The organism is Pseudomonas sp. UBA6562 (assembly GCF_002434265.1).
Lineage (GTDB): Bacteria > Pseudomonadota > Gammaproteobacteria > Pseudomonadales > Pseudomonadaceae > Aquipseudomonas.
In genome coordinates, this window is the sequence record NZ_DJJS01000006.1 from 125,637 (window position 1) to 151,790 (window position 26,154).

Consider the following 26,154-nt stretch of genomic DNA (forward strand, 5'->3'; position numbering starts at 1 on the left):
AGGGGTGCGGTCAAGGTGACGCGGCTTTGCGCCCATGCAGGCGTTCGGAAGAGTGTTTGTCGGGAGGGACTGCGCCCGAGGTGACGCGGCTTTGCGCTCATGCCGGCGCTTGGAAGACTGTTTGTCGGGAGAGACTGCCGCTCCGACCGATAGGCCGGAGCGGGCTGTGCAGGGGCTTAGCGGAAGGTGCCGCGCAGGGTCAGCATGAAGTTGCGCGGTTCGCCGTAGTAGTTGCCGTACTGGCTGCTGTACACCGCCGAGTAGTAGCGACGGTCGAACAGGTTGTTGCCGTTGAGGGCAACGCTCCAGTTGTCGTCGACCCGGTACTCCACCATCGCGTCGTAGAGGGCATGGCCGGCCTGGTTGAACTTGAACGAGCGCTCGTTGAGCACGCTGCCCGTGTTCTGATCGACGTCGTAGGAAGTGCCGTTCACGTACGCGGCGCTCTGCGCCCTCACACCGCCACCGACACGCCAGTCGGACAGTTGGTCCGGCAAGGTGTAAGTGGTCCAGAGTTTGAACAGGTGCTTGGGCGTGATGCTGCTGTAGAGCGTTTCTTCGGTGCTGTTCTCCACCCGGTTGTAGGTGTAGCCCGCCAACACTTCCCAGCCGGGCATGATCTCGCCGGTCGCTTCCAGGTCGATGCCTTTGCTGACGACCTTGTCCTGGGCCTGGTAGCAGCAGGCGCCGCTGTACATCGCACCCGTCCCTTGATAGGCCGGGTCCAGCTCTGCCTGGTTTTCGCGCTGGATGTAGAACAGCGCAGCGTTGACGTTCATGCGGCCGCCGAACAGCTCGCCCTTGATGCCGGTTTCGTAGGTCTTACCGACCATGGGCTCGATGGGCGATTTGGCGTCTTCAGGGCCTTTGTATTTCAACGATTGCGGTTTGAAGACCTCGGCATAGCTGAGGTAAGTCGACCACTGATCGTCCAGGGCGTAGATCAGGCCGCCGAACGGCACGACCTTGGTCGGCACACGATCGAACACATAGTCGCCTGGGTCCTTGACCCAATCGCCGACGCCGCTCGAATCACGCATGGCGTAGTCCTGCTCGAACTTGTAGCGCTGCGCACGGGCACCGATCACCAGCTTGAGCGGGTCGGTCAGTTGCAGGCGCAGCGTCGAATAGAGGCCGTACTGCACCCGCCCGTTGGGCGAATAGTCGCGCCAGAACGAATGGTTCGATTCGTCGCTGGTCAATGGCGTGGATTGCGGGTCCCAGATGTCGATCAGGCCGCCTTTGCCGACCATGCCGCCTGCCGCGCGCCAGCGGCTGGACACTTTCTGCCAGTCGGCGCCGACCAGCAGTTCGTGGCGGCGGTCGAAGGCCTCGAAGGCCCCGGACAGGTTGATGTCGAACACCTGTTGCTTGCTGAAGCTGCGCACGTAGCTGCCCCACCAGTAGGGGCTGCCATTGGACTGGTCGATCCAGCCGTAAGGGTTGACGCCCTCGGTGTTCGACGAGTTGTAGGAGTCGGTCCAGGAGGCGTTGAGCTTCCAGTCTTCGTTGAAGTGGTGGTCGACCTTGGCGAACCACTCGCGCGTGGCGCTATCGGCCCAACCTTGCTTGGTGGTGTACCAGGTGTGGCGCGGCAAGTGCGCGTCGCTGCCGTCGGGGTAGCGCGGCAGACCGTCACCGGTGCCGGTTTCCTTCTGTTTGTCGAAGCTGCCGCCGAAGGTCAGCATGGTGTCGTCGGTGACGTCCGCCTCGAGGATGCCGTAGAGGAACGGCCGCTCGGTGGCGCGCACATCCTGGAAGTAGTGGCGGTCGGTGTAAGCGGCCACCATGCGGCCGCGCAGCTTGCCGTCGAAGGCCAGCGGCCCGGTCACGTCGACTTCGCTGCGGTAGTTGTCCCAGGAGCCGGCCGAGGTCTCGAACTTGAGCTGGTACTGGTCCATCGGGCGCTTGCGCACCAGGTTGAGGATGCCGCCCGGGTCGCCGGTGCCGCCCAGCAGGCCGGTCGCCCCACGCAGCACTTCGATGTGGTCGTAGCCGGCCAAGTCGTACTGGCGCTCGCTGTAGAAGGTGCCCACGCCGGTGCCGATGTCCATCGGCGCGGCGCCGTCGATCTGCACGTTGTCGATGCCGAAGCCGCGCGAATAGAACGCCTGGGTGTTGTAGTTGGCGTTGCGCACGGTGATGCCCGGCGCACGTTTCATCGCATCGGGCAGGCTGGTGCTGCGGGTGTCGTCGATCAGCTGCTTGCTGACGATCGACACGCTCTGCGGCGTGTCCTTGAGACTGACCGGGGTCTTCGAGCCGACCGACACCAGGCCCGTGGTATAGGACCCGGAGTTCTCCGTGGCCTCGCCCATGCCCTGCCCGGAAATGCTCGTGGCGCCCAGCTCGATGGCGCCCGGTTCGCCCAGGTCCAAGGCCGCGCTGGCCGGGGTGATGATCACCGTGTTGTTTTCGATCCGATACGACAGGCCCGCGTTGCGCAGCAGCAGGTCCAGTGCCTGGGTCGGCTCCATGGTGCCGGACACCGCCGCCGAACGCTTGCCGCTGACCAAGCCTGGCTCGAACAGCAACTGCAAGCCGGTCTGGCGGCCCAGTGCGGTGAGGGCGTCGTTGAGCGAGCTGGCGGGGATGTCCACCCGGGCCGCCTCGGCCTGGGCCGGCGTGCCGAAGCCCAGCGCCAACCCCAGCACCACGATCGATGCGCAAGAACGCCACTGGGTGCGGTCCCAGCGGCCGAGGCTCCCCAGCCTGACCTGATCGGATTTCATATCTGACCTACTCCGTACGTTGTGATCTGGATGACCGCCGGCTCTTTTGGCAGCTGGTCGAAATTCGCAGTCCTTGCAAAGCGATTTCCTACAAGTAGACGACTCAAGTCGCACCTGCTCGGTCACTAAACGACGGGGGTCCAACTGAAATTAAAAATATTTTGCATTCACTGCGACGGTATGTGACGCGAAGAGGGCCCCCGCAATTTCCCAAGGGAGCCGTTTCGCCTGCATGGGGCCGGCTGCGCCGGCCATCGCGGCTCAAGCCGCTCCCACAAAAGCACAAAGAGAGGCGTATTACCCCGCAATGCAGTGACCGAGGGGGCAGCGCTATCCCGGCTGCCGCGCCTTAAATCAGGGAACGTTTATCATCTTGAGAATCAATTCATCACCGCGTCACGAGACAAAATCATCGGAAGCGTCTGGGCATCGCGGGAAGGCCCTTTCGGCTCGTTGCCATCGGCTGAAGAAATAATAGGCCACGACCCACAGAACAAGCCGGGTGGCGCCCGGTGGAACGCGGCAGCTTATCGTCCCTTCCAGAACAGGAAGGCCAACTTGCAAAACATGATTACTACCGCAACTGACAACCTCGATGCCACGATTGAATCCGAGCTGCAAATCCTGCGACAACGCATCCTGCCCGATAATGACTCAGCGACAGCGCAGCGAGCAGCGGAACTTGCACGTCACCACACGCTGATCAGCGAAAAGACTACCGAGTTGAATAGGCAGACCGAACTCGCGCTGCGCTTCTTCCCCGGTGAGGACCCGATCGATAAATCGGCGGATGCCATCGTGAGCCGTCTGTACAGGCCCCGTCAGGAACCGGTGAGGGCAGAGGATGTTCTGCACGAATGGAACATCTCGTATACGGCCGCGTATGAGGCGCGCCTGTTGCGCATGACAATCGAGCGCCTGGCGCAGCGGCTTCCTGCTCTCGAAGCGGCGCTGGCCGAAGCAAAAGCCATGGAGCCCCCGCCGGCTCCTGCGCCTGCCCCGGAACCCAGAATCGATCAGCCTGCCGAACCCCAACCCGAGCCAACGCCGGAACAGCCCTCTGCGCCACAGCCTGAGCCAACGCCGCAACAGCCCCACGAACCCCAGACCGAACCGGAGCCTGGGCCGCACCTTGAGCCAACACCTGAACAGCCTCGCGAACCTCAAACCGGACTGGAGCCTGGGCCGCAACCTGAACCAACACCTGAGCAGCCTCGCGAACCCCAAACCGGACCGGAGCCTGGGCCGCAACCTGATCCAACGCCTGAACAGCCCAACGGACCCCAAACCGGACCGGAGCCTGAGCCTGAGCCGGGAATCGATGACCACCTCCTTGGGGAGTCCATCTATCGGTCTCAAGGTGCACATGCCCTTTCAGGTGCGGCGATCATCACGGTCGAGGGCATACTCACGTCAGCGGCTTTGCAAACGGCGGTGCGTAGCGCCATCGGCTCGGCGATAAGCGTGCTGGCCGGTGTAGGCCAGGGTGTGTTGGTAGGCGTATCCGCACTGGCCTATTCGCCGAAGCTAGGGAATGGCGAGCTACCGGAGCGGCACCACCTGCAAATGCCACTATCGGACCTTGCGCCGAACCCTTCGGTCGATCTGCTGGCCAATGCACAGAACACCACGCTGGTGGATCTGCCTTACCGTCTTCACAGCACGAGCAAGACCCTCGACCAGACCGAATTGCTGGTATTGCGCAGCGACGGGCAATCGTTGCCGGCAGGCGTTCGCGTCTTACGGGCGGAGTTCAACGCCGCACTCAACGCCTATGGCGTCACCACCCCAGGCACGTCTGGACGCACGCTGCTCTGGACCCCTGTGGTCACCCCGGGCGATTCCTCTACGACGCTACCGGGTGAACAAGGCCAGTCGCCTATCTACGAAGGTGCGCCCCCGACTCCGCAGGAAGGGCGGATCGATGAGTTTCCGGGTCTGGCCGATGCCAGCCTCGACGACTACATCATCATTTTCCCAGCGGACGCAGGCTTACCGCCGCTCTACATTGTGTTCAATGACCGGCGCAAGGAGCCGGGTATTCTCATGGGCCAGGGCATGCCGGACAGGCCGATCTGGTTGGCGCCAGCCAGCACTGCCGAAGGCGCGGCCATTCCACCGAGGATTGCGGATAAGTTGAGGGGAATGAAGGCGTCGAATTGGGATAAAGCGAGAAATCTCATATGGTCTGCGATCGCAGAAGATCCGATTCTAGCTCCACAATTCAAGCTCGCTAACCAACGTCTATTACTGAAGGGTAACGCCCCGTTTGTAATCCCAACAGAGCAGGTTGGCGAAAGAATGGTGTTCGAGATTCACCACATCGTACCCATCAGCAAAGGTGGTGCCGTTTACGATATAGACAACCTGAGAATCATGACCCCAAGACAACACGTCAAAATTCACAGCAAAAAGAAGGCGCGATGAGATGATGTTCAAAAATCGAATCGAAGACTATACAGAATCCGAATTCCTCTCCTTTCTGAAAGGTTTCGAAGAAGGTGAGCATTTGGAAGGGGATCAATATGGCACCCATATTTACCAGCTTGCACGACAATTTAAAAAAGTTGTTGAACACCCCGCTGGAACAAACTTGATCTTCTACCCTGAGCCCGATGCCGACTGCACCCCCGAAGGTTGGCTAGCCGAGATCAAACACTGGATGATCGAGAACGGCAAACCCGGTTTCAAACCCGAGTGATGCCTGTTCCGCGTTCAATCGGGTTGCCCTGAAAACCAGGGCCGCTTGCAGAGCCATCGCGGCTGACCGCTCTGGCGACTCGTGCAGCCGCGAAACGCTCTAGTTGCAGTGGGGGTTTCCAATCAAGGCGACTCAAGCGCCGCAACGTCCACAACCATCGGGCCCACGTCTGCTGTCGACTCTGGCATGGTTGGCGCTAGGCGACCGACAATCCCACTCAGGACACATCAGCCGCCCACCAAACCCATCCGTTCAACCCAACGACTGCGCCTTCTCCAGCAAACGCGCCTTCTCCTCGGGGCTCATGGCGTCCAGCCGCACACGCGCCTGGGCCAGTTTCTCCAACTGCCCCGGCGCCACCTCCTGCAAGCGCAGCGCCTGGGCCAGGGCCGCAGGGCTCGGGTTGTCGAACACCACGCCGGGGTGCACTTCGCATTGCAGCAGCTTGCGGATGCCGGCCACCAGCTTGATCACCAGCAGCGAATGGCCGCCAGCGGCGAAGAAATCCTGTTCCACGCTCAGGCGCTCGTTGCCCAGCAACTGTGCCATGCGCGTGGCCAGTACCTGCTCCAGGGCATCGCGCGGGGCGACGTAGGCCTGTTGCGCGGCAGCGAGGTCCATTGCGCTCAGGGCCTGGCGGTCGATCTTGCCATTGCCCAGGCGCGGCATGCGTGCCAGCACCTGCACGCTGCGCGGCACCATCACGGCCGGCAGGCGCCGTTCGAGCTCGGCCTTGAGCAGGCTGCTCCACTCGCCTGGCGCTTGGCCCACGGCGGTGACGAAGGCTTGCGCTTCGCCTTGGGCGTCGAGCACCACGGCCGCTTCGCCGACGCCTTCCAGCGCCGCCAGGTGCGCCTGGATTTCGCCCAGTTCCACACGGAAGCCGCGCAGCTTGACCTGCTGGTCGGCGCGGCCTTGCAGGACGATACCGCCCTCGGGGCGGTAGCGTGCCAGATCGCCGGTGCGGTACAGGCGCCCGCCCGCCACCTGCGGCGCGTCGAGGAAGGCCTGGGCCTGCTGCTCGGCGGCGTTCAGGTAACCGCGGGCCAATTGCGCGCCGGCCAGGTACAGCTCGCCCAGTTCGCCGGTGGCGACCAGTCGCTGGTTGCTGTCGAGCACCCAGGCCTGGTTGTTGGCCAGCACCTGGGTCAGGGGCACGGCGGCAGCTTGCGCATCGCGTGCGTCGATCGCATGCACCAGCACGCCGACCGTGGCCTCGCTCGGGCCGTAGTGATTGAACAGGCGCAGGTCCGGGCGCAGGTGCAGCAGGCGTTCGACCACTGCAGGCGGCAGCGCCTCGCCGCCCAGTACCAACGTCGCCGGTAGGCGCGGGGCCGGGGTGTCGAGCAGTGCCGCCAGGTGCGAAGGCACGATCTTCAGGCAGTCGATGGCCTGCGCCTCGACGAAGCGGGCGAAGGCCTGGCCGTCTTGCATGGTCGCGTCATCGGCCAGGTGCAGGGCCGCGCCGTTGTACAGCGCGCCGAACAGCGCGGTGTGGCCCAGGTCGGCGACCACGCTGGCGCTGAAGACGAAGCGGCGGCAGCGCGCCAGGTCCAGTGCCGCGCTGGCCGAGGCTACATAGTTGGCCAGCGCGCCATGCTCGACGGCCACGGCTTTGGGCGTGCCGGTTGAGCCGGAGGTGAACAGCACATAGGCCAGGTCATTGGTCTTTAGGGCAGCAGGTTCGGTCAAGGACGCAGCCGGCGCGTCGAATTCGAATGCGTCGACCGCCAACTGCGCGACGTCCAACGCCAGCGTCTGCTCGGCGAGCAACAGCGTCGCGCCCGCCTCTTGCAACAGCTGCGCCAGGCGCGCGACGGGCCACTGCGGGTCGAGCGCGACCCAGGCCGCGCCTACCTGCCAGGTGGCCAGGGCCGCCACCAGCCAGTTCGCCGAGCGCGGCAGGGCCAGGCCGACGCGCTGGCCGGCAGTGACGCCGCGTTGCGTCATGGCCGCAGCCAAGCGCTGGGCGCGGCGGTGCAGTTCGGCGTAGCTCAAGGTGGCATCGCCACTGACCAGCGCCGGGGCGTCGGGGGTGTGGGCGTGCCAGTGCGCGATCCGCGCAGACAGGTTAAGGGCCGGATCGAGGGCGAAAGGCGCCGGGTTGAACGCCAGCAGGCGCTCCCGCTCGGCGTCGCCCAGCAGGCTGAGCTCGGCGGTTGGCGCGCAGGGCGCGGCCAGTAGGCTGCCCAACAGCACCTGATATTGCACCAGCAAGCCGGCCATGGCCTGTGCGCCGTAGCGGCGGCTGTCGAACACCAGGCTCAGTCGCTGCACGGTGCCGCTCGCATCCTGACCCGCGTGCAGCAGCAATTCGAAGCCGGGCGGCAGCTCGGCATGGACCTGCGCGGTCCAGTCGCCGTCCTGCGAGGGCAGACGCCCTGTTGCGAAGCCACAATGTGGCTGGGTGGCCGGGGTCGCCGCCGGGCAGTACTCCTGCCAGGTGCGGTGTTGGGTCAACGCGCTGGCCAGTTGCGCCAAGCCCGTTTCGAACGAGGCTTGAGGGTCGAACGCCAGTTGCAGCGGCAGGGTCTTCTCGAACAGGCCCAGGCCGTGTTCGAAGAAGTCGTAGTCGGCGCGGCTGTCGTGGCGCCAGCCGGCGATGAAGGCCGAGCGTCCGCCGATGCGCGCCAGCAACAGCCACCAGGCGGCTTGCAACGCGGTGTCGAGGTCAGTGCCGTGACGCTCGGCCAAGGCTTGCAGGCCGGTGCGTAGCTCAAGCGACAAGGGGGCTTCGACCTGCTCGACCGACGCCAGGCCGCTCATGGCCCACACCGGGTGCGCGGCGACCGCTTGGTGAGCGCCATCCCGCTCGCCGCCATGCACACCAGCCGACCCAGCGCCTTGCGCTCCGCCGACACTCACACCCGCCAAGCCGGTCCCGCCTGACTCGCCGACGCTCACACCAGCCAAACCAGCTCGGCTCGCCTCGCCGGTACTCACACCCACCAAAACAGCCCCGCCTTCCTCGGCCACGTCCACACCAGCCAAGCCGATGCCATCCGCCTCGCTGGCACTCGCTCGCCCCGCACCCGAGGCAGCCTGCCCGGCCACCTCACCTGCACGCCGATACGGCAAGTCCGCCTGGAACCCCGCCTGGCTGCCCAGGTGCGCCTGCCAATACTGCGCCGCCTGCCCGGCGTCTTCGTCGAGCACCACCTCGGCGCGCCATTCCAGGTACTGCTCGAACTGCGCCAGCTCCTCGTCAGCCCCGGCAGGGCCGTGCACGTACGCTTGGCGCACCTGCTCGAACAACAACGTCAGGCTGCTGGCATCGGCCAAGCCCCTGGCCAGCGCCAAGGTCAGTCGCCAGGTCTCGCCGTCCAGGCGTTGCAGCAATGCGCGCAAGGGCGCCTGCTCGGGCGTGGCCTGGGCCAGCCACTGCCGGCATTGCGCGTCGGCGGCTTCGAGCGACTGCGCCGAAGCCTCTACCCGCAACGCGACCGGCCCGCCATGGGCACCCGGAAACTGGCGCACACCGTGGTAACCCGGCACCGCCGCGACGGCCGTAGCCAGCACCGGCTGGCGCAGCGCCACATCGTCCAGGGCCGCTTGCAGGGCAGGCACATCCGGCGCGCCGTCGATGCGCACCTGCATGCACTGCGCGGGCACAGGGGCGCCCGCCGCATCGCGCCAGTGTTGCTGTTCGGTGAGCAGCGCCAGGCCGGCGCCGCGAAGTTGCACGTGGGAATCGCTCATGCGTCAGCCTCTTGGGTCAGGGAAGCGGTGCGCGGGGCGGCTTCCAGGGTACGTCGTTCGATCATTTCGCCCATCGCCACGACGATCTTGCGCGGCCCTTCGAAGGGGTCGCGGGCATGGGCGGCGAGCATGTTGTCGAGCAGGATCACATCGCCCTTGCGCCAGTCGAAGCGCACTGCGCAGGCCTCGTACAGCTCGCCGACCAGGGCCATGGTGGCATCGTCGATGGGCGTGCCGTCGCCGTAGTACACGTGGCGCGGCATGCGCTCGGGGCCGAACAGCGCCAGCAGGTCTTCGCGCACGTCCGGGTCCAGGCAGTGGATGTGGTGCAGCTGCACCTGGTTGAAGAAGGTCTTCTCACCGGTGACCGGGTGGCGAATGATCGCCGGGCACGGCGTGCGGATCTGCAGCTCGTCGTTGTCGAACCAGGTCCACTGGATGCCGGCGGCCTGGCAGCGCGCCTCGACCGCGGCGCGGTCGTCGGTCTTGAAGAAGTGCTGCCACGATACGTCGAGGTTGCTGGCGAAGGTGCGCACGTACAGCAGGCCCTTGCGCTCGAAAGTGTCGCGCAGTGCCTGTGGCAGGCGCTGGTATATCAGGCGGCAGTCGACCACCGGCGTGGCACCGCCGACCGGCGAAGGCTGTTCGCAGAAGAACAGCTGCTTGCGCGGCCAGGTGTCCTGGTGCGAGCTCTCGTTGTGGAACAGGATCATCTTGTTTTCCGGGTACGGCGTGGAGCGGTAGGTGTTCTTGCCGCCCTCCTTCTTCGGCAGGTCGCCGTACTGGCCGTACAAACCGGGCTGCACCGCCTCGGCGAAGGCTTCGAAGGCGTGGATGTCGTGCATGGCGAAGCCGCGGAACAGCAGCCCGGCGTGGCGCGAGAGCTTGGCTTCCACCTCGGCGCGGTTGGCCTCGATCCAGCTCACCAGGTCCAGGCCCGGGTCGTTGGGCTCGATCAGCAGCGGGAACACCTGCGGCGCGGCCAGCAGCGATTCGCGCACCGCCGCGCCGGGCTGCGCGACGCCGGCCTTGGGTTTCTTCAGGAACTTGCCCAGCTTGTCGGCCTTGGGCGCGGCCATGGCCGGGGCGGTGGCAACGGCGGGGGGCGTGCTCATGGTGAGGTCTCCTAGTCTGATGTCCGGCTCGCGCAGGATCTGCTGCAAAAGGCCGGTCCAGTCCCTGGCCAGGTGGGCGACGCGCTCGCGGGCGAACAGCTCGCTGGCGTACTGCCAGGTGCCGCGCAGGCCGTCGCCGTCCCGGTCGAGGAACAGGGCCATGTCGAATTTCGAATAGCTGCCGGTGGCCGGCACGACCTCCACGTCCAGGCTGGCCAGGCTGTGGTCGCGCACCGGCAGGTTGTTCATCACGAACAGCACCTGCACCAAGGGGTTGAGGCCAAGCTGGCGGGCCACGCCGGCGGCCTCGACGATCATGTCGAAGGGCAGCTCCTGGTGCTCGAAGGCGGCCAGGGTGGTGGCCTGGGTCTGCGCAAGGAGTTCGCCGAAGCGCTGGGTGGCGGCGTAGCGCGAGCGCAGCGGCAGGATGTTGACGAAGAAGCCGATCAGCGGCTCCAGTTCGGGCTGGGCACGTCCGGCGACATCGGCGCCGACCAGCACATCGTCGCTCGCCGTCACCCGGTGCAGCAGCACTTGGAAGGCGGCCAGCAACAGGCTGTACAGCGTGGTCCCGGCTCGCCCGGCCAAGGCTTGCAGGCCGCGCACCAGTTCGCCGTCGAGGTGCAGGTGCAGTTCGGCACCGGCGTTGGAGGCCTGTGCGCCACGCGGGTGGTCGGTGGGCAGGGCCGACACACCGCTGTGGCCGGCCAGGGCCTGACGCCAGTAGTCGCCCTGCGCGGCCAAGACGCCGTCGCGCTCCAACGTCCGCTGCCAGCGCGCGTAGTCGCCGTACTGCACCGGCAGCGGCGCCAACCGTGCGGGCTTACCGGCTTGCAGCAGGTCGTAGAGGGCGACCAGTTCGTTGACCAGCAGCGACATCGACCAGCCATCGGAGACGATGTGGTGCATGGCGTAGAGCAGCACATGCTCGCGCTCGCCCAGGCGCAGCACTTGGCCGCGCAGCAGCGGCGCGCGTGCCAGGTCGATGGCGATGCGGGCGTTGTCGAGCACCGCCTGGGCTACCTGCGCCTCGCGCTCGGCGCGGCCCAGGTGCGACAGGTCGCGCAGCGGCAGTTCGACGGGCGCATCGCGCAGCACCACAGCCTGGGGATCGCCTTCGTCGTCGGCCACGTAGGCGGTGCGCAGCACTTCGTGGCGGCGGATCACCTCATTGAGCGCCCGTTCCAGCAACGACACCTGCAACGCACCCTTGACCCGCAGCGCCAACGGCATGCCGTAGGCACCGCTGCCACCGGACAACTGCTCGACCACCCACAGCCGGCGCTGGGCCAGCGACAGCACCGGCGCGGCGCCCTCGCCCGCCGCCACCAGGGCCGCGCGCGGCGCCTGGCGTTGACCGTCACAGGCTTGCAGGCGGTCGAGGAAATCTTCCAGGCGCGGTCGCTCGAACAGGTCGCGCAGGCCGACCGGCATCGGCAGCAGCCCTTGCAGGCGCGCCACCACTTGCGTGGCCAGCAGCGAATGGCCGCCCAGCTCGAAGAACTGCGCGTCCAGACCGACCGACTCGAGGTCGAGCACCTCGGCCCATACCACCGCGACTTGCCGTTCGAAGGCGTTGCGCGGTGGGCGCTGGGCGTCGTGTTCGGGCGCCTGCGGTGCGGGCAAGGCGCTGCGGTCGAGCTTGCCGTTGGGCGTCAACGGCAACTGTGCCAGGCACACGACGAAGGCCGGCACCATGTAGCCGGGCAAGCGCTCGGCCAGTTGCGCCTTCAGCGCCGTACCGAAGGCCGCCTGTGCCGCCGGCGCCTCGCCGCTCGCAAGAGGCGCCACATAGGCGACCAGCTGCACGCCGCCTTGCAGCTCGCAGGCCAGCACCGCCGCTTCGCGCACGGCAGGCAGCGCCAGCAGGCACGCTTCGATTTCCCCCAGCTCCACGCGGAAGCCGCGGATCTTCACCTGGTGGTCGAGGCGGCCGAGGTATTCCAGCGCGCCGTCGTCGCGGTAGCGGGTCAGGTCGCTGGTGCGGTACAGGCGTTCGCCCGGCGTGCCGAACGGGTGCGGCACGAAGCGCTCGGCGGTCAGCGCCGGGCGGCCGAGGTAGCCACGGGTCAGGCCGGCGCCGGAGAGGTACAGCTCGGCGCCGACGCCGACCGGCACCGCGTGCAGGTGGGCGTCGAGCAGGTACGCGCCGGTGCCCGGCAGAGGCCGGCCGATGCTGGCGGCGCCACCGGCCTGGCGCTGGGTCCAGGTCGAGTAGGTGGTGTCTTCGGAGGGGCCGTACAGGTCGTTGACCCGCGCCACGCCCGGCAGTTGGTACAGCGCATCGACCAGACCCTGCTTGAGCGGCTCGCCGGCCAGGTTGACGACCCGCACACCGGCCGGGATCTGCCCGGCACGCAGCAGCGCCGCCGCAGCCGAGGGCACGCTGTTGATCAGCCTCACGCGGTCGCGGGCCGGCAGTTCGGGCAAGGCCAGGGCGTTGCGCGCCAGCACGATGAAACCGCCGCTGGCCAGGGTGACGAAGATCTCCCACACCGACAGGTCGAAGCACACCGAGGTGGCCGCCAGCACGCCCTGCAGCTCATCTTGGGTGAAGGTGCGCTGCGACCAGTCGAGCAGCGCCTGCACGTTGCGGTGAGTGATGGCCACGCCCTTGGGCAGGCCGGTGGAGCCAGAGGTGTAGATCACGTAGGCCAGGTTGTCGGGGCTGAGCGTCACGGCCGGTGGCGTGCTGGCATAGGCGGCCAGCAGTGCGTCGGCCGTGTCCATGTCGACCACCTGTATGCCCGCAGGCAGCGCTAAGCCGTCGAGCCCGGCCTGGGTGCCGATCAGCACCTGGGCGCGGCTGTCGTCGAGCATGTAGGCCAGGCGCTCGGCGGGGTAGTCCGGGTCGAGCGGCACGTAGGCGCCACCGGCCTTGAGCACCGCGAGCAGAGCGACGATCAGCTCGGCGGTGCGTGGCAAGGCGATGCCCACGCGCACTTCGGGGCCGACGCCCAGGCTCGCCAGGTGGCGGGCCAAACGGTTGGCGCGCAGGTCGAGGTCGCGGTAGGTCCAGGCGGTGTCGCCGTCGATCAGCGCCAGGTGCTCGGGGTCGCGCTCGACCTGGGCCTGGAACAGCGCGGCGATGCTCTGCGCCGGTACGGCGGGCACGGCATCGCGGTTCCAGTCGTCGAGCAGCAGGCGGCGTTCCTCGGCGCCCAACAGGCTCAGCGCGTCCAGCGTGGCGGGCGCCTGGGCCAAGCCTCGCAGCAGGTTGAGCAGGTGTCCGGCCAGGCGCTCCACCTGCGCCGCCGCGAAGTGCTGGCGGTCGTATTGCAGGTGCAGGCTCAGGCCCGTTTCGACGCCCACCAGCAGGGTCAGCGGCACGCTGGTCCGCTCGCGGGTCGCCACCGCATCGAACTGCAAACCTTGTGGTGCGCCTCGTTGCAGGGCTTCGGCCACCGGGTAGTTCTCGAACACCAGCAAGGTGTCGAACAGGCCGTCGCCGCCCTGCCCGGCCCAGCGCTGGACGTCGAACAGCGGCGTGTGTTCGTGTTCGCGCAGCGCCAGGTTGCGCGCCTGCAACTGGGCGAACAGCGTGCCCGGCGACTGCTCACCGGAAAGCGGCACAATCAGCGGCAAGGTGTTGATGAACAACCCTACCTGCGCCTCGATGCCCGGCAAAGGCGCCGAACGCCCCGACACCGTGGTGCCGAACACCACGCTCGCTTGCCCGGTGTAGCGCTGCAGCAGCAGTGCCCAGGCGGCCTGCAGCACGGTGTTGAGGGTGACCTTGTGAGTACTGGCCAGGGCTTTCAAACATGCGCAGGCCGCGCTATCGAGGCCGCACAGGTATTCGCCCTGGCCGCTCGGCGATGCCGTATCGCCAGCCGGCTTGGGCAAGGCGTCGGCCAGTCGCGTGGGCGCCGTCAGGCCTTGCAGTTGTTCGCGCCAGAACGCCTCGGTGGCCGCCGCATCGCGGCCCGCCAGCCAGGCGATGTAGTCGCGGTAGCGGCCCGGGTGGGTGGCCACCGGCTCGCCGCGATAACGTTGCAGCACCTCGGCGAGCAGTCGGGCGTTGCTCCAGCCGTCCAGCAACAGGTGATGGCAGGTGTAGATCAGGTGGTAGCGCTCAGTGTCGAGGCGCACCAAGTGCACGCTGAGCAGCGGCGCCTGGGCCAGGTCGAAGCCTTGGTCGCGCACCTGCTGCGCCAGCGCCGCGAGGTCGGCATCGGGCGCGGCGCGGTTGCGCCAGTCGTGCTCGACGAAGGGCAGCGCGGCATGACGGTAGACCACTTGCAGCGGCTTCTGGCCTTGCACGAAGGCGCTGCGCAGGCTGTCGTGGGCATCCATCGCCGCCTGCCAGGCCGCGCGCAGGCGCGCCGGTTCCACGCCGCCGACGCCGACCGCGAGCTGGTTGATGTAGGCGCCGTCGCCCGGCTGGTAGAGGCTGTGGAACAGCATGCCCTGCTGCATCGGCGACAGCGGGTAGAGGTCTTGCACGCGGCGCGGGTCCAGCGCCAGGTCGTCGAGCGCGGCCGGGTCGAGGCCGGCCAGCGGCACGTCCGACGGGGTCAGCGCGCCTGCACCCTGCGCGCAGCAATGGGCGATCAGCGCGGCCAGCGCCTGTCCGTAGTCGTCGGCCAGGGCTTGCAGAGTGGCGCGGTCGAACTGGCGCTCGCTGAACTGCCAGTCCATCAGCAGCTCGCCGCCGTACACCTGGCCGTTGAGGGTCAGCCAGTTGCCCAGCGGCGCCGTATCGGCCTGCTCCTGCCCACGCGGCTCGCCGACCGGCTGGAACAGCGTGTCGGGCTGGTCGAAGCTGCCGTCGAGCTGGCCCAGGTAGTTGAAGGTGATGCGCGGCGCAGGTTGCGCGGCCAGCACCTGGCGCACCTCGGCTTGACCGAGGTAGCGCAGGGCACCGTAGCCCAGGCCGTTGTTGGGGACGGCGCGCAGTTGCTCCTTGATCTGGCGCAGCGACGCGCCCAGGGTCGCGGCCGGGGTCAGCTTGACCGGGTACAGGCTGGTGAACCAGCCGACGCTGCGGGTCAGGTCAAGCTCGCGCGACAGCGGCTCGCGACCATGGCCTTCCATCAGCACGCTGATCGAGGCGCTGTCGCTCCAACGGCCGACCACCTGGGCCAGCGCGGTCAGCAGCAGGTCGTTGACCTGGGTGCGGTAGGCGGCCGGGGCCTGTTGCAGCAGTTGCTGGGTCAGCACGGCATCCAGGCGGGTCTGCACGTGGCAGGCGTCGCGTTGCAGCAAGGGTGTGTCGAGGGCCGCGGCCGGCAGCGCCAGGTCCACCGCCTGGGCCTGCCAGTAGGGCAACTGCGCGTGCAGGGCCGGGGTTTGGGCATCGGCTTGCAACTGCTCGGCCCAGGCCTGCACCGAGTGGGTCTTGGCCGGCAAGGCGCGCTGGCGGTAGGCGGCTTGCAGGTCTTCGAGCAGGATGCGCCACGATACGCCGTCCACCACCAAATGGTGGATCACCAGCAACAGACGCTGCTGGCCGTCGGCGCGCGCGATCAGCACGGCGCGCAGCAGCGGCCCGTGTTCGAGGTTCAGGCTGGCTTGGGCACGTTCGGCGACGGCCGTTTGCTCGGCATCGTCGCGCACCGCCCGTTGCCACAGCAGCGGCGCCGACTCGCTGGCGGCGAATTGCGCATGGCCGCCGTGGAAGCGCAGGCGCAAGGCATCGTGGTGGCGCACCAGGGTGTGCAGCGCAGTGTCCAGTGCCTGGGCGTCCAACGGCTGCCGAGGCGCCAGCAACACCGACTGGTTCCAGTGCGCAGGCCCGGCCTGCACGTTGTCGAAAAACCACTGCTGGAATGGCAGCAAAGGCGCAGAGCCGGTCACCGGCCGCTGGTCGATGGCTTCGGCCGCTTCGCCGAGCTGCGCCACCGCCGCCAGGGCCTGCACGGTCTGGTGCTGGAACAGGTCCTTGGGGCTGAACCGAATCCCGGCTTGGCGCGCACGGCTGACCACCTGGATGGAGACGATCGAGTCGCCGCCCAGCTCGAAGAAATTGTCGTTCAGGCCCACCCGCTCGTGCTTGAGCACCGCTTGCCAGATGGCGGCCAAGCGCTGCTCCAGGTCACTGCTCGGCGCCACGTACGCGGCCTGCGCCTGCGGCGCATCGGGCGTTGGCAGGGCCTTGCGTTCGAGCTTGCCGTTGGGGCTGAGCGGCATGCGTTCGATGAACAGCACCTGGCCGGGCACCATGTAGTCGGGCAAGGCCTGGCGCAACGGCGCACGCAGCGCGTCGCGCTGGCCCGCTTCGTCGGCGAGGGGCCACTGACCGGGCACCACGTAGGCCACCAGCGCGCCGTCGATGGCCAGCACCACGGCTTCGCGCACCGAGTCCTGCTCCATGAGGCGCGCTTCGATTTCGCCCAGCTCGATGCGCAGGCCGCGGATCTTCACCTGGTGGTCGATGCGCCCACGGTATTCGATCACCCCGTCGGCGCGCTGGCTGGCCAGGTCGCCCGTACGGTACAGACGCACGCCATCGCCCACGGGGCTGGTGACGAAGCGCTCGGCGGTCAGCGCCGGGCGCCGGTGGTAGCCGCGGGCCAGGCCTTCGCCGCCCAGGTACAGCTCGCCGACCACGCCGGGCGGCACCGGTTGCAGCTCGGCGTCGAGCACGTAGGTGTGCAGATTGGCGATCGGCTGGCCGATGGGTACGGCGTCACGGCCCTCGTCGCGGCAGGTCCAGTGGGTGACGTCGATGGCCGCTTCGGTGGGGCCGTAGAGGTTGTACAGCGCCGCCTGGGGCAGCCGCGCCAACACCTGCTCCTGGGCGTCGATGGGCAGCGCTTCGCCGCTGCAGACGATGCGCCGCAGGCTCTGGCAGGTGCCGACCGTTTCGTCGAGCAGGAACATCTGCAGCATCGACGGCACGAAATGCAGCGTGCTGACGTCGTGCTGGCGGATCAGCTCGACCAGGCGCTGCGGATCGCGGTGGTCGCCCGGCCCGGCCACTACCAGGCAGGCGCCGGTCATCAACGGCCAGAAGAACTCCCACACCGACACGTCGAAGCTGAACGGGGTCTTCTGCAATACCCGGTCTTCGGCGCCCAGGCCGTAGGCCTGCTGCATCCAGCACAGGCGGTTGGTCAGCGCACGGTGGCGGTTGCCGGCGCCCTTGGGCTTGCCGGTCGAGCCGGAGGTGTAGATCACGTAGGCCAGGTGCTCGGGGTCGACCGTAACGTCCGGCCCTTGCTGCACGTCCAGCGGCAGCACCAGGGTGTCCAAGGCCAGTTGCGGTACCTGCGCGGGGCACGGCAGGTGCAGGTGCGATTGGGTCAGGAGCAAGGCGATGCGGCTGTCGTCGACCATGTAGGCCAGGCGTTCGGCTGGGTATTCCGGGTCCAGCGGCACGTAGGCGCCGCCGGCCTTGAGAATCGCCAAGAGGCCTACCACCATCTCCACGCTGCGCTCCACGGCGATGCCGACCAGCACGTCAGGGCCGACGCCCAGCCCTGCCAGATGGTGGGCCAGGCCGTTGGCACGGCGATCGAGCTCGCGGTAGCTCAGGTGGCAGTCGCCGAAGCGCAGCGCCGGCGCGTCGGGGGTGGCCTGGGCTTGCCGCTCGATCAGCCGGTGCACCGGCAGGTGCAGGGGGTAGTCAGTGTTGGCGGTGGCGTTCCATCGCTCGACGATCTGCGTGCGTTCGGCGGCGTCCAGCAGGGGCAGCGTTGCGACCGAAGTGTTCGGCTCGGCGACGATGCCGTGCAGCAGGTTGAGCCAATGGCGGGCCATGCGCTCGACGCTGGTGCGGGCGAACAGGTCGCTGGCGTAGACCAGGGCAGCGCCGAGCTGCTGGCCGTCGTCCTGGGTTTCCAGGGTCAGGTCCAGTTGCGCGGTCTCGCCCTCGCTGTGCAAGGGTTCGGCGGTCAGGTTCGGCACGCTCAGGCTGCCGGCCTGGCGTACGCCGTCCTGGTGCGTGTGCAGGGCCTGGAACAGCGGGTTGTGGCTCAGGCTGCGCGGCACTTGCAGCGCTTCGACCAGTTGCTCGAAGGGCAGGTCTTCGTGGGCCTGGGCGTCGCGCACCTGTTGCGCCACACGTTGCAGCAGGGTGCTGAAGGGTTCGCCGCCGTCGATCTGCGCGGCGATCACCTGGGTGTTGACGAACAGGCCGATCAGACGCTCGGTCTCCAGGCGGTTGCGGTTGGCCACCGGCACGCCGACGCGGATCTGCGCCTGGCCGCTGTAGCGGTGCAGCAGGGTCTGGAAACTGCTCAGCAGCAAAGCGAACAGGCTCACGCCTTGGGCCTTGGCCAGCGTGCGCAGCCCTTGCGTCAGGGCGGCGGGCAGGACTACCGGCAGACGCCCGCCGGCAAAGCTCATGCTCGCCGGGCGCGGCTGGTCGGTGGGCAGTTCGAGCACCTGTTGCGGGTCGCCCAACTGGGTTTTCCAGTAGGCCAGTTGCCGCTCGCCCTCCCCCGATTCCATCCACTGGCGTTGCCAGGCGGCGAAATCGCCATACTGGACCGGCAGCGGCGGCCAGGCTTGCGCAGGATCGGCATAGGCGGCCAGCAGTTCCTCGATCATCAGCGTCATCGACCAGCCGTCGGTGACGATGTGGTGCAGCACCAGCACCAGCAGGTGCTCATCGTCGGCCACCCGCGCCAGCCCGACGCGCAGCAGCGGGCCGTGCTGCAAGTCGAACGGCCGCGCCGCGAAGGCCTGCACACAGGCTTGCAGGCGCTGCGTCAGGGGATGTTCGTCCCGATCCAGGGTCAGCGTTTCGATGGTCTGCATGGCGGGCCCATCGAGCACTTGGACGACTTGCCCATCGCGTTCCACGAAGCGCGTGCGCAGGCTGGCGTGGCGCGCCAGCAACCCGTCGAAGGCGGCTTGCAGGCGTGCGCGGTCGAGCGTGCCGCGCAGGCGCAGTGCGCTGAAGATGTGATAGGCGCTGTTGTCCGGCTCCAGCTGCCAGAGGAACCACTGGCGCTGCTGCGCGTAGGACAATGGCAAGGCCTCGTCCGCCAGCGCCGGGACGATGGGCAGGCGGGCCACGTCGATGCCCATTTCGTGCAGCTTGGCGAACAGTTGCCGGCGCTTGCCCGCACTCAGCCCGCGGATGCGCTCGACCAGTTGCTGGTTGCGTGCGGCGTTGTCAGACATTGTCCATCTCCAGTTCGTCGAGCACGCCGAAAATCTGATCCAGCTCGCTGTCGCGGGCCTGGGTCGAGGCGTCGTGCCGCAGGTGCTCGGCCAGTTCGCCGAGGGTGCGCAGGCCGTGGAAGTCGCGGATCTTCAGCTCCAGGCCGAACTCGCTGCGGATGCGCGACAGCAGCCGCACCACTTGCAGGGAGTGCCCGCCGAGGGCGAAGAAGTCGTCGTTCACGCCCACCTGCGGCACCTCCAGCAGCTCCGCCCAGATCAGCGCCAGGCGTTGTTCCAGGTCGTCGCGCGGGGCGACGTAGGCTTGTTGCAGCAGGCTGGCGTCGGGCGCAGGCAGCGCGGCGCGGTCGAGCTTGCCGTTGGTGGTCAGAGGGAGCGCGGGCAGCCACAGCAGGTGCGTGGGCACCATGTACTCGGGCAGCGCGCCGCGCAGGCCGTTTTTCAGGTGGTCGCGGGCCTGGGCTTGGGTGTCGTGGCCGGCGTTCGCCAGGGCCGGGTCGTGGGGCACGACGTAGGCGACCAACTGCAACGACTCGCCGCTGCCGTAGGGCAGCACCACCACGCTGGCGACGGCGGGGTCGGCCAGCAGGCGCGCTTCGACCTCGCCCAGCTCGATGCGGAAGCCGCGGACCTTCACCTGGTGGTCGATGCGGCCGCTGTACTCGATCACGCCGTCGGCGCGATAGCGGGCCAGGTCGCCGGTGCGGTACAGGCGGTCGCCTTCGCCGGCGAAGGGGTTGGGGATGAAGCGGGTGGCGCTCAGGCCGCCGCGATTCAGGTAGCCACGGGCCAGGCCCACGCCGCCGATGTACAGCTCGCCGATGCAGCCTTTGGGCACGGGATTGAGATCGGCGTCGAGCAGGTACCAGGCCAGGTCGGGGATCGGTTGGCCGATGGGGCTGTTGGCGTCCTGCTCCAGGTCCGCTTTCGTCAGCGGGCGGTAGGTGACGTGTACGGTGGTTTCGGTGATGCCGTACATGTTCACCAGTTGCGGCTGGGTGTCGCCGAAACAGCCTAACCAAGGGCGCAGACTTTTTACGTCGAGCGCTTCGCCGCCGAAGATCACCTGGCGCAGGGCCAGGGTTTCACTACCGGCGCAGGCGACGGGCATCAGCGCTTTGAACGCCGAAGGGGTCTGGTTGAGCACGGTGACGCGCTCGGCGCAGAGCAGTTCGTAAAACGCCTGCGGCGAGCGGCTGACGTCATGCGGCACCACCACCAGACGACCGCCGTAGAGCAGTGCGCCGAAGATTTCCCAGACCGAGAAATCGAAGCCATAGGAGTGGAACAGGGTCCAGACATCGTGTCGGTCGAAGGCGAACCATTGCTCGGTGGCGGCGAACAGGCGCTGCACGTTGCGGTGGGTCAGCAGTGTGCCCTTGGGCTGCCCGGTGGAGCCGGAGGTGTAGATGATGTAGGCCAGGTTGTCCGGGCCGACGTGGGTGGCCGGGGCGTCTTCGCGCTGCCCCTCCTCGCCCAGCAACAACACCGGAAGCTGCGCCGGTACCGGCAACTGCTCCAGCACATCCGGTTGGGCCAACAGTAAGGCGATGTCGCTGTCTTGCATCAGGTAAGCCAGGCGCTCGCGAGGATACGCCGGATCGAGCGGCACATAGGCGCCGCCCGCTTTGAGGATCGCCAGCAACCCCACCAGCATCTGCACGCTGCGTTCGGCGGCCAGGCCCACGCGCACTTCCGGGCCGACGCCACGCGCGACCAGCGTATGGGCCAGCGCGTTGGCGCGGGCGTCGAGTTCGCCATAGGTCAGGTGTTGCCCGTCGCAGGTCACGGCTACCGCGTCACCCCGAAGTCGAGTCTGCGCCGCGATGTCATCGTGCAAGCAGCGGTCGACCGGGTAGCGCTGCGATTCGCCATTCCACGCCTGCAAGGTCGCCTGGCGCTCCCCTTCGCCCAGCAACGGCAGGTCCGCTAGACGCTGTTCCGGCGCGGCGACCATGCCTTGCAACAGCGCCTGCCAATGCCCGGCCAGGCGCTCGACCGTGGCCATTGCGAACAGGTCGGTGGCGTAGGTGAACAGCGCCTCCAGACCGTCGCCGGCCTCGAAGGTGTCGAGCATCAGATCGAACTGGCTGGTGCTGCCGGTCAGGCTCAAGGCTTCCAGGCGCAGCGCGCCGACCTGGCGTTGCGCCGCCCCTTGACGGGCCTGGGCCTGGTGGTTGAACAGCACCTGGAACAGCGGGTGGTGGCCGTGGTTGCGTTCGGGCTGCAAGGCCTCGACCAGTTGCTCGAACGGCAGCTCCTGGTGCGCTTGGGCCTCCTGGGTGGCCTGACGCACCTGGCACAGCAGGTCGATGACGCGCATCTGCGGCTCACAGTGCGCCTGCAACACCTGGGTGTTGACGAAGAAGCCCAGCAAGCCTTCGGTCTCCAGGGTCTGGCGGTTGGCCACGGGCACGCCGATGCGAATGCGCTCTTGGCGGCTGTAGCGGTGCAGCAGCGCCTGCAACGACGCCAGCAGCACCGTGAACAGCGTGGTGCCGGCCATGTGCGCAAGGTGGCGGAGCTGCGCGGTCAGTTGCGCGTCGAGGGTCAGTGCCAAGGTGGCGCCACGGCCGCTGGCCTGGGCCGGACGGGCTTGGTCCAGAGGCAGTTCGATCACGCTATGGTCGTTGCCGAGCTGGGCCGTCCAGTAGGCCAGTTGCCGCTCGCCTTCGCCGTCCGCCAGACGCGCGCGCTGCCACACTGCATAGTCGGCGTACTGCACCGGCAGGGCTGGCAGTTGCGGGGCATGGCCCTGGCTGAAGGCCTGGTAGCCGAGCACCAGCTCTTCGACCATGCGCTGCATCGACCAGGCATCGGAGACGATATGGTGCTGCACCAGTGCCAGCACGTGTTCTTCTTCACTCATGCGCAGCAAAGCCACACGTAGCAACGGGCCTTGGCCCAGGTCGAACGGCTGGCGGGCGAAGGCCTGCACCCAGGCTTCGCAGTCGCTGTCGGCGTCCAAGGTCTGGTGATGCAGTGGCAGCGGCGCGGGTGCGGCGATCGCTTGCAGCAGTCGTTGGCCGTCGTGGTGGAAGGTGGTGCGCAGGGTTTCGTGACGGGCCACCAGCAGGTCGAAGGCCCGTTGCAGCGCTACGCCGTCCAACGGCCCGTGCAGGCGCAGCGCGGTGGGGATGTGGTAGGCGCTGCTCTGCGGGTCGAGCTGCCACAGGTACCACTGGCGTTCCTGGGCGTAGGACACCGGCAATGGCCGGTCGCGCGGAACCGCCTGCAAGGGTGCGCGCTGCGGGCCGGCCTGGGTCAGGCAAGCGGCGAAGGCGCGCAGGGTCGGGTGTTCGAACAGGGCTTTGAGCGGCACGTCCTGGGCCAGGGCGTGCCCCAGACGCGAGACCACTTGCGTGGCCAGCAACGAGTGCCCGCCGAGGGCGAAGAAGTCGTCTTCGGCGCCGACTTCGGCCAGTTGCAGCACTTCGCCCCAGACCTGGGCCACGGTCTGTTCAAGGTGGCCTTGTGGGGCCACGTAACGGTGTTGCAGCAGGCTGGCGTCGGGCGCGGGCAGCGCGGCGCGGTCGAGCTTGCCGTTGGTGGTCAGGGGCAGTGCGGGCAGCCACAGCAGGTGCGTGGGCACCATGTACTCGGGCAGCGCGCCGCGCAGGCCGTCTTTCAGGTGGTCGCGGGCCTGGGCTTGGGCGTCGTGGTCGGCGTTCGCCAGGGCCGGGTCGTGGGGCACGACGTAGGCGACCAACTGCAACGACTCGTCGCTGCCGTGGGGCAGCACCACCACGCTGGCGACGGCGGGGTCGGCCAGCAGGCGCGCTTCGATCTCGCCCAGCTCGATGCGGAAGCCGCGGACCTTCACCTGATGGTCGATGCGGCCGCTGTACTCGATCACGCCGTCGGCGCGATAGCGGGCCAGGTCGCCGGTGCGGTACAGGCGGCTGCTCTCGCCGGCGAAGGGGTTGGGGATGAAGCGGGTGGCGCTCAGGCCGCCACGGTTCAGGTAGCCACGGGCCAGGCCCGCGCCGCCGATGTACAGCTCGCCGATGCAGCCTTTGGGCACGGGGTTGAGGTCGGCGTCGAGCAGGTACCAGGTCAGATCGGAGATCGGCTGGCCGATGGGGCTGCTGGCGTCCTGCTCCAGGTCCGCTTTCGTCAGCGGGCGGTAGGTGACGTGTACGGTGGTTTCGGTGATGCCGTACATGTTCACCAGCTGCGGCTGGGTATCGCCGAAACGCTCGAACCAGGGGCGCAGGCTCTTCACGTCGAGCGCTTCGCCGCCGAAGATCACCTGGCGCAGGGCCAGGGTTTCACTACCGGCGCAGGCGACGGGCATCAGCGCTTTGAACGCCGAAGGAGTCTGGTTGAGCACGGTGACGCGCTCGGCGCAGAGCAGTTCGTAAAACGCCTGCGGCGAGCGGCTGACGTCATGCGGCACTACCACCAGACGACCGCCGTAAAGCAGTGCGCCGAAGATTTCCCATACGGAAAAATCGAAGCCGTAGGAGTGGAACAGGGTCCAGACATCGTGCCGGTCGAAGGCGAACCACTGCTCGGTGGCGGCGAACAGGCGCTGCACATTGCGGTGGGTCAGCAAGGTGCCTTTAGGCTGCCCAGTGGAGCCGGAGGTGTAGATGATGTAGGCCAGGTTGTCTGGACCAACGCTAGTGAGCGGAGCGTCTTCACGCTGTCCTTCCTCGCCCAGCAACAACACCGGAAGCTGCGCCGGTACCGGCAACTGCTCCAGCACATCCGATTGGGCCAGCAGCAAGGCGATGCCGCTGTCTTGCATCAGGTAAGCCAGGCGCTCGCGGGGGTACGCCGGATCGAGCGGCACATAGGCGCCGCCCGCTTTGAGGATCGCCAGCAACCCCACCAGCATCTGCACGCTGCGTTCGGCCGCCAGGCCCACGCGCACTTCCGGGCCGACGCCACGCGCGACCAGCGTATGGGCCAGCGCATTGGCACGCGCATCGAGTTGAGCATAGGTCAGAGGCTGCCCGTCGCAGGTCACGGCCACGGCGGCGCTGTGAAGCTGGGCCTGCTGCGCGATGCGCTCGTGCAGGCATTGCGGCACCGCGTACTCGGCCGGTGCCGGATTCCAAGCCTGCAACTGAGCGGCGCAAACCGACGCATCGAGCATCGGCAACTCCGCCAGCCGCCGTCGCTCGCCGCCCACCAGCCCATGCAGCAAGGCGATCCAGTGCTCGGCCAGGCGCTCGACCGTGCTGGCGTCGAACAGGTCGCTGGCATAGGTCAGCGCGGCATGCAGCTCGCCGCCCGGCTGTTCGAACGTGTCGAGGGTCAGGTCGAACTGCGCGGTGCGGCTCTGCCACTGCACCTGTTCGAGCCTGAGGCCGTCGGGCAGGGTGTAGCGGCCGAGGTCGGCCACATTCGGCTGGTGGTTGTACATCACCTGGAACAGCGGCGTGCGGCTGGCGTCGCGCTCCAGGTGCAGCGCTTCGACCAGCTGTTCGAACGGCAGGTCTTGGTGGGCCTGGGCGTCGAGCACCACGCCCTTGAGGCGGCGCAGGAAGTCGTCGACCTGCAACTGGCCGTCCACTTGGCTGCGCAGCACCTGGGTGTTGACGAAGAATCCGATCAGCCCTTCGGTTTCGCGGCGGTGGCGGTTGGCGATGGGCGTGCCGATGCGGATGTCGGTCTGGCCACTGTAGCGGTGCAGCAACAGGTTGAAGGCCGCCAGCAGCACCACGAACAGGCTCACCTCCTGGCGCCGGGCCAGGGCGCGCAGCTGCTCGGCCAGGGCCGGCTCGACGGTGAAGGCCCAACGCCGCCCCCGCTGGCTGGGCTGCGCCGGGCGCGGGCGGTCGGTGGGCAGGGCCAGCGGCGGATGCTCGCCGCCCAACTGGGCCAGCCAGTAGTCGAGCTGACGCTGCCCTTCCCCCGCTTCCAGCCAACGGCGCTGCCACAGGCCATAGTCGCCGTACTGGATCGGCAGGTCCGCCCAGTTCGGCGCTTGGCCGCTCAGGGCCGCAGCGTAGGCCTGGATGAATTCGTCGATCAGCACGCCCATCGACCAGCCGTCGGCGACGATGTGGTGCAAGGTCAGCAGCAGCACGTGCTCGTCGCTCGCCAGCGCCAGCAGGCGTACCCGCAGCAGCGGCCCACGGGCGAGGTCGAACGGCTCCACGGCCATGCTTTCGGCCAGCGCCAGCACCTGCCCCTCGCGCTCGGCCTCGGGCAGGTGCGCGAGGCTGTGGCGCTCGACCGCTAGCGGCGCGTCCGACAAGGCCCAGCGCACCTGGCCCTCGGCATCGCGGTGAAACACCGTGCGCAGGGTCTGATGGCGCTCGACCAATGCAGCGAAGGCCTGGGCCAGCGCATCATGGCCCAGCGCCCCTTTGAGGCGCACGGCGGCCGGCAGATTGTAGGCGCCGCTGTCCGGCTCCAGCGCCCACAGCATCCACATGCGCTGCTGGGCGAACGACAAGGCATGGCGGTCCGGCGCCTCGACGCCCGCCGGAATCGGCAACTGCTGGAAACCGACCCCTTCCTTTGCCAGCGCGGCGAGAAACGCACGCCGCTTGTCCAGGGGCAGACCGATGAAACGGCCGGCGAGCTTGAGGGATTGGTCAGCATTCATTTCGAGGCGTCCGGATTCGGGGGCGGGAGGCGCACAGGCGTGTCGTCCCTATAGAACGAATCCGGAAAGGAAAAATTAGCGGGGGCGGGCCCGTGCCGACGGCGGGTGGCAGGCCTCGGACAGTCGGGCCGGGCGCGCGCGTTCGGGCGGCCTCCCGTGGGCCTCGAAGGCGCGGACACGACGACGCGCCGCAGATGCGGCGCGTGTCGTTGCAAGGCGTGATCGAACCTGAGCGAGCGGCCCGGCGCGTCACGCGCCAGGCCTGCG

Annotated in this window: 6 protein-coding genes; 2 read left to right on the forward strand and 4 right to left on the reverse strand. The window is 67.8% G+C overall.

The window, feature by feature from the left end:
• Window positions 1-176: 176 nt before the first annotated feature.
• Window positions 177-2,732 (reverse strand): TonB-dependent siderophore receptor, encoded by a 2,556-nt coding sequence (locus tag B4M43_RS08205; RefSeq protein WP_296265936.1) that lies wholly within the window; start codon window positions 2,730-2,732, stop codon window positions 177-179.
• Between the two features lie 567 nt (window positions 2,733-3,299).
• Here B4M43_RS08205 and B4M43_RS08210 point away from each other — a divergent pair.
• Both B4M43_RS08210 and B4M43_RS08215 read left to right on the forward strand, forming a co-directional pair.
• Window positions 3,300-5,159: an S-type pyocin domain-containing protein gene (locus B4M43_RS08210; protein ID WP_296267285.1), complete on the forward strand. Its 1,860-nt coding sequence runs from the start codon at window positions 3,300-3,302 to the stop codon at window positions 5,157-5,159.
• Window position 5,160: 1 nt separating this feature from the next.
• The gene (locus B4M43_RS08215) at window positions 5,161-5,433 is read left to right on the forward strand and encodes a bacteriocin immunity protein (RefSeq protein WP_296265937.1); all 273 of its coding nucleotides are present in this window, start codon (window positions 5,161-5,163) and stop codon (window positions 5,431-5,433) included.
• 252 nt (window positions 5,434-5,685) lie between these two features.
• On the opposite strand, the gene B4M43_RS08220 is transcribed toward B4M43_RS08215, so the two are convergent.
• From B4M43_RS08220 to B4M43_RS08230, 3 genes are read right to left on the reverse strand one after another with little or no spacing between them, the layout of a single operon-like run.
• On the reverse strand, window positions 5,686-9,132 hold the full coding sequence (locus B4M43_RS08220) for an amino acid adenylation domain-containing protein (protein WP_296265939.1): 3,447 nt from the start codon (window positions 9,130-9,132) through the stop codon (window positions 5,686-5,688).
• Complete coding sequence (locus B4M43_RS08225) at window positions 9,129-19,322, reverse strand: non-ribosomal peptide synthetase (protein ID WP_296265941.1); 10,194 nt, start codon at window positions 19,320-19,322, stop codon at window positions 9,129-9,131. Before B4M43_RS08225 ends, B4M43_RS08220 begins: the two co-directional genes overlap by 4 nt.
• Window positions 19,315-25,887 (reverse strand): non-ribosomal peptide synthetase, encoded by a 6,573-nt coding sequence (locus B4M43_RS08230; RefSeq protein WP_296265943.1) that lies wholly within the window; start codon window positions 25,885-25,887, stop codon window positions 19,315-19,317. Before B4M43_RS08230 ends, B4M43_RS08225 begins: the two co-directional genes overlap by 8 nt.
• Window positions 25,888-26,154: the final 267 nt, after the last annotated feature.

Coding starts and splice junctions, on each gene's coding strand:
- B4M43_RS08220 (WP_296265939.1), bottom strand. CDS start 9,132: ATGAGCGATTCCCACGTGCAACTTCGCGGCGCCGGCCTGGCGCTGCTC.
- B4M43_RS08225 (WP_296265941.1), bottom strand. CDS start 19,322: ATGTCTGACAACGCCGCACGCAACCAGCAACTGGTCGAGCGCATCCGC.
- B4M43_RS08205 (WP_296265936.1), bottom strand. CDS start 2,732: ATGAAATCCGATCAGGTCAGGCTGGGGAGCCTCGGCCGCTGGGACCGC.
- B4M43_RS08215 (WP_296265937.1), top strand. CDS start 5,161: ATGATGTTCAAAAATCGAATCGAAGACTATACAGAATCCGAATTCCTC.
- B4M43_RS08210 (WP_296267285.1), top strand. CDS start 3,300: ATGATTACTACCGCAACTGACAACCTCGATGCCACGATTGAATCCGAG.
- B4M43_RS08230 (WP_296265943.1), bottom strand. CDS start 25,887: ATGAATGCTGACCAATCCCTCAAGCTCGCCGGCCGTTTCATCGGTCTG.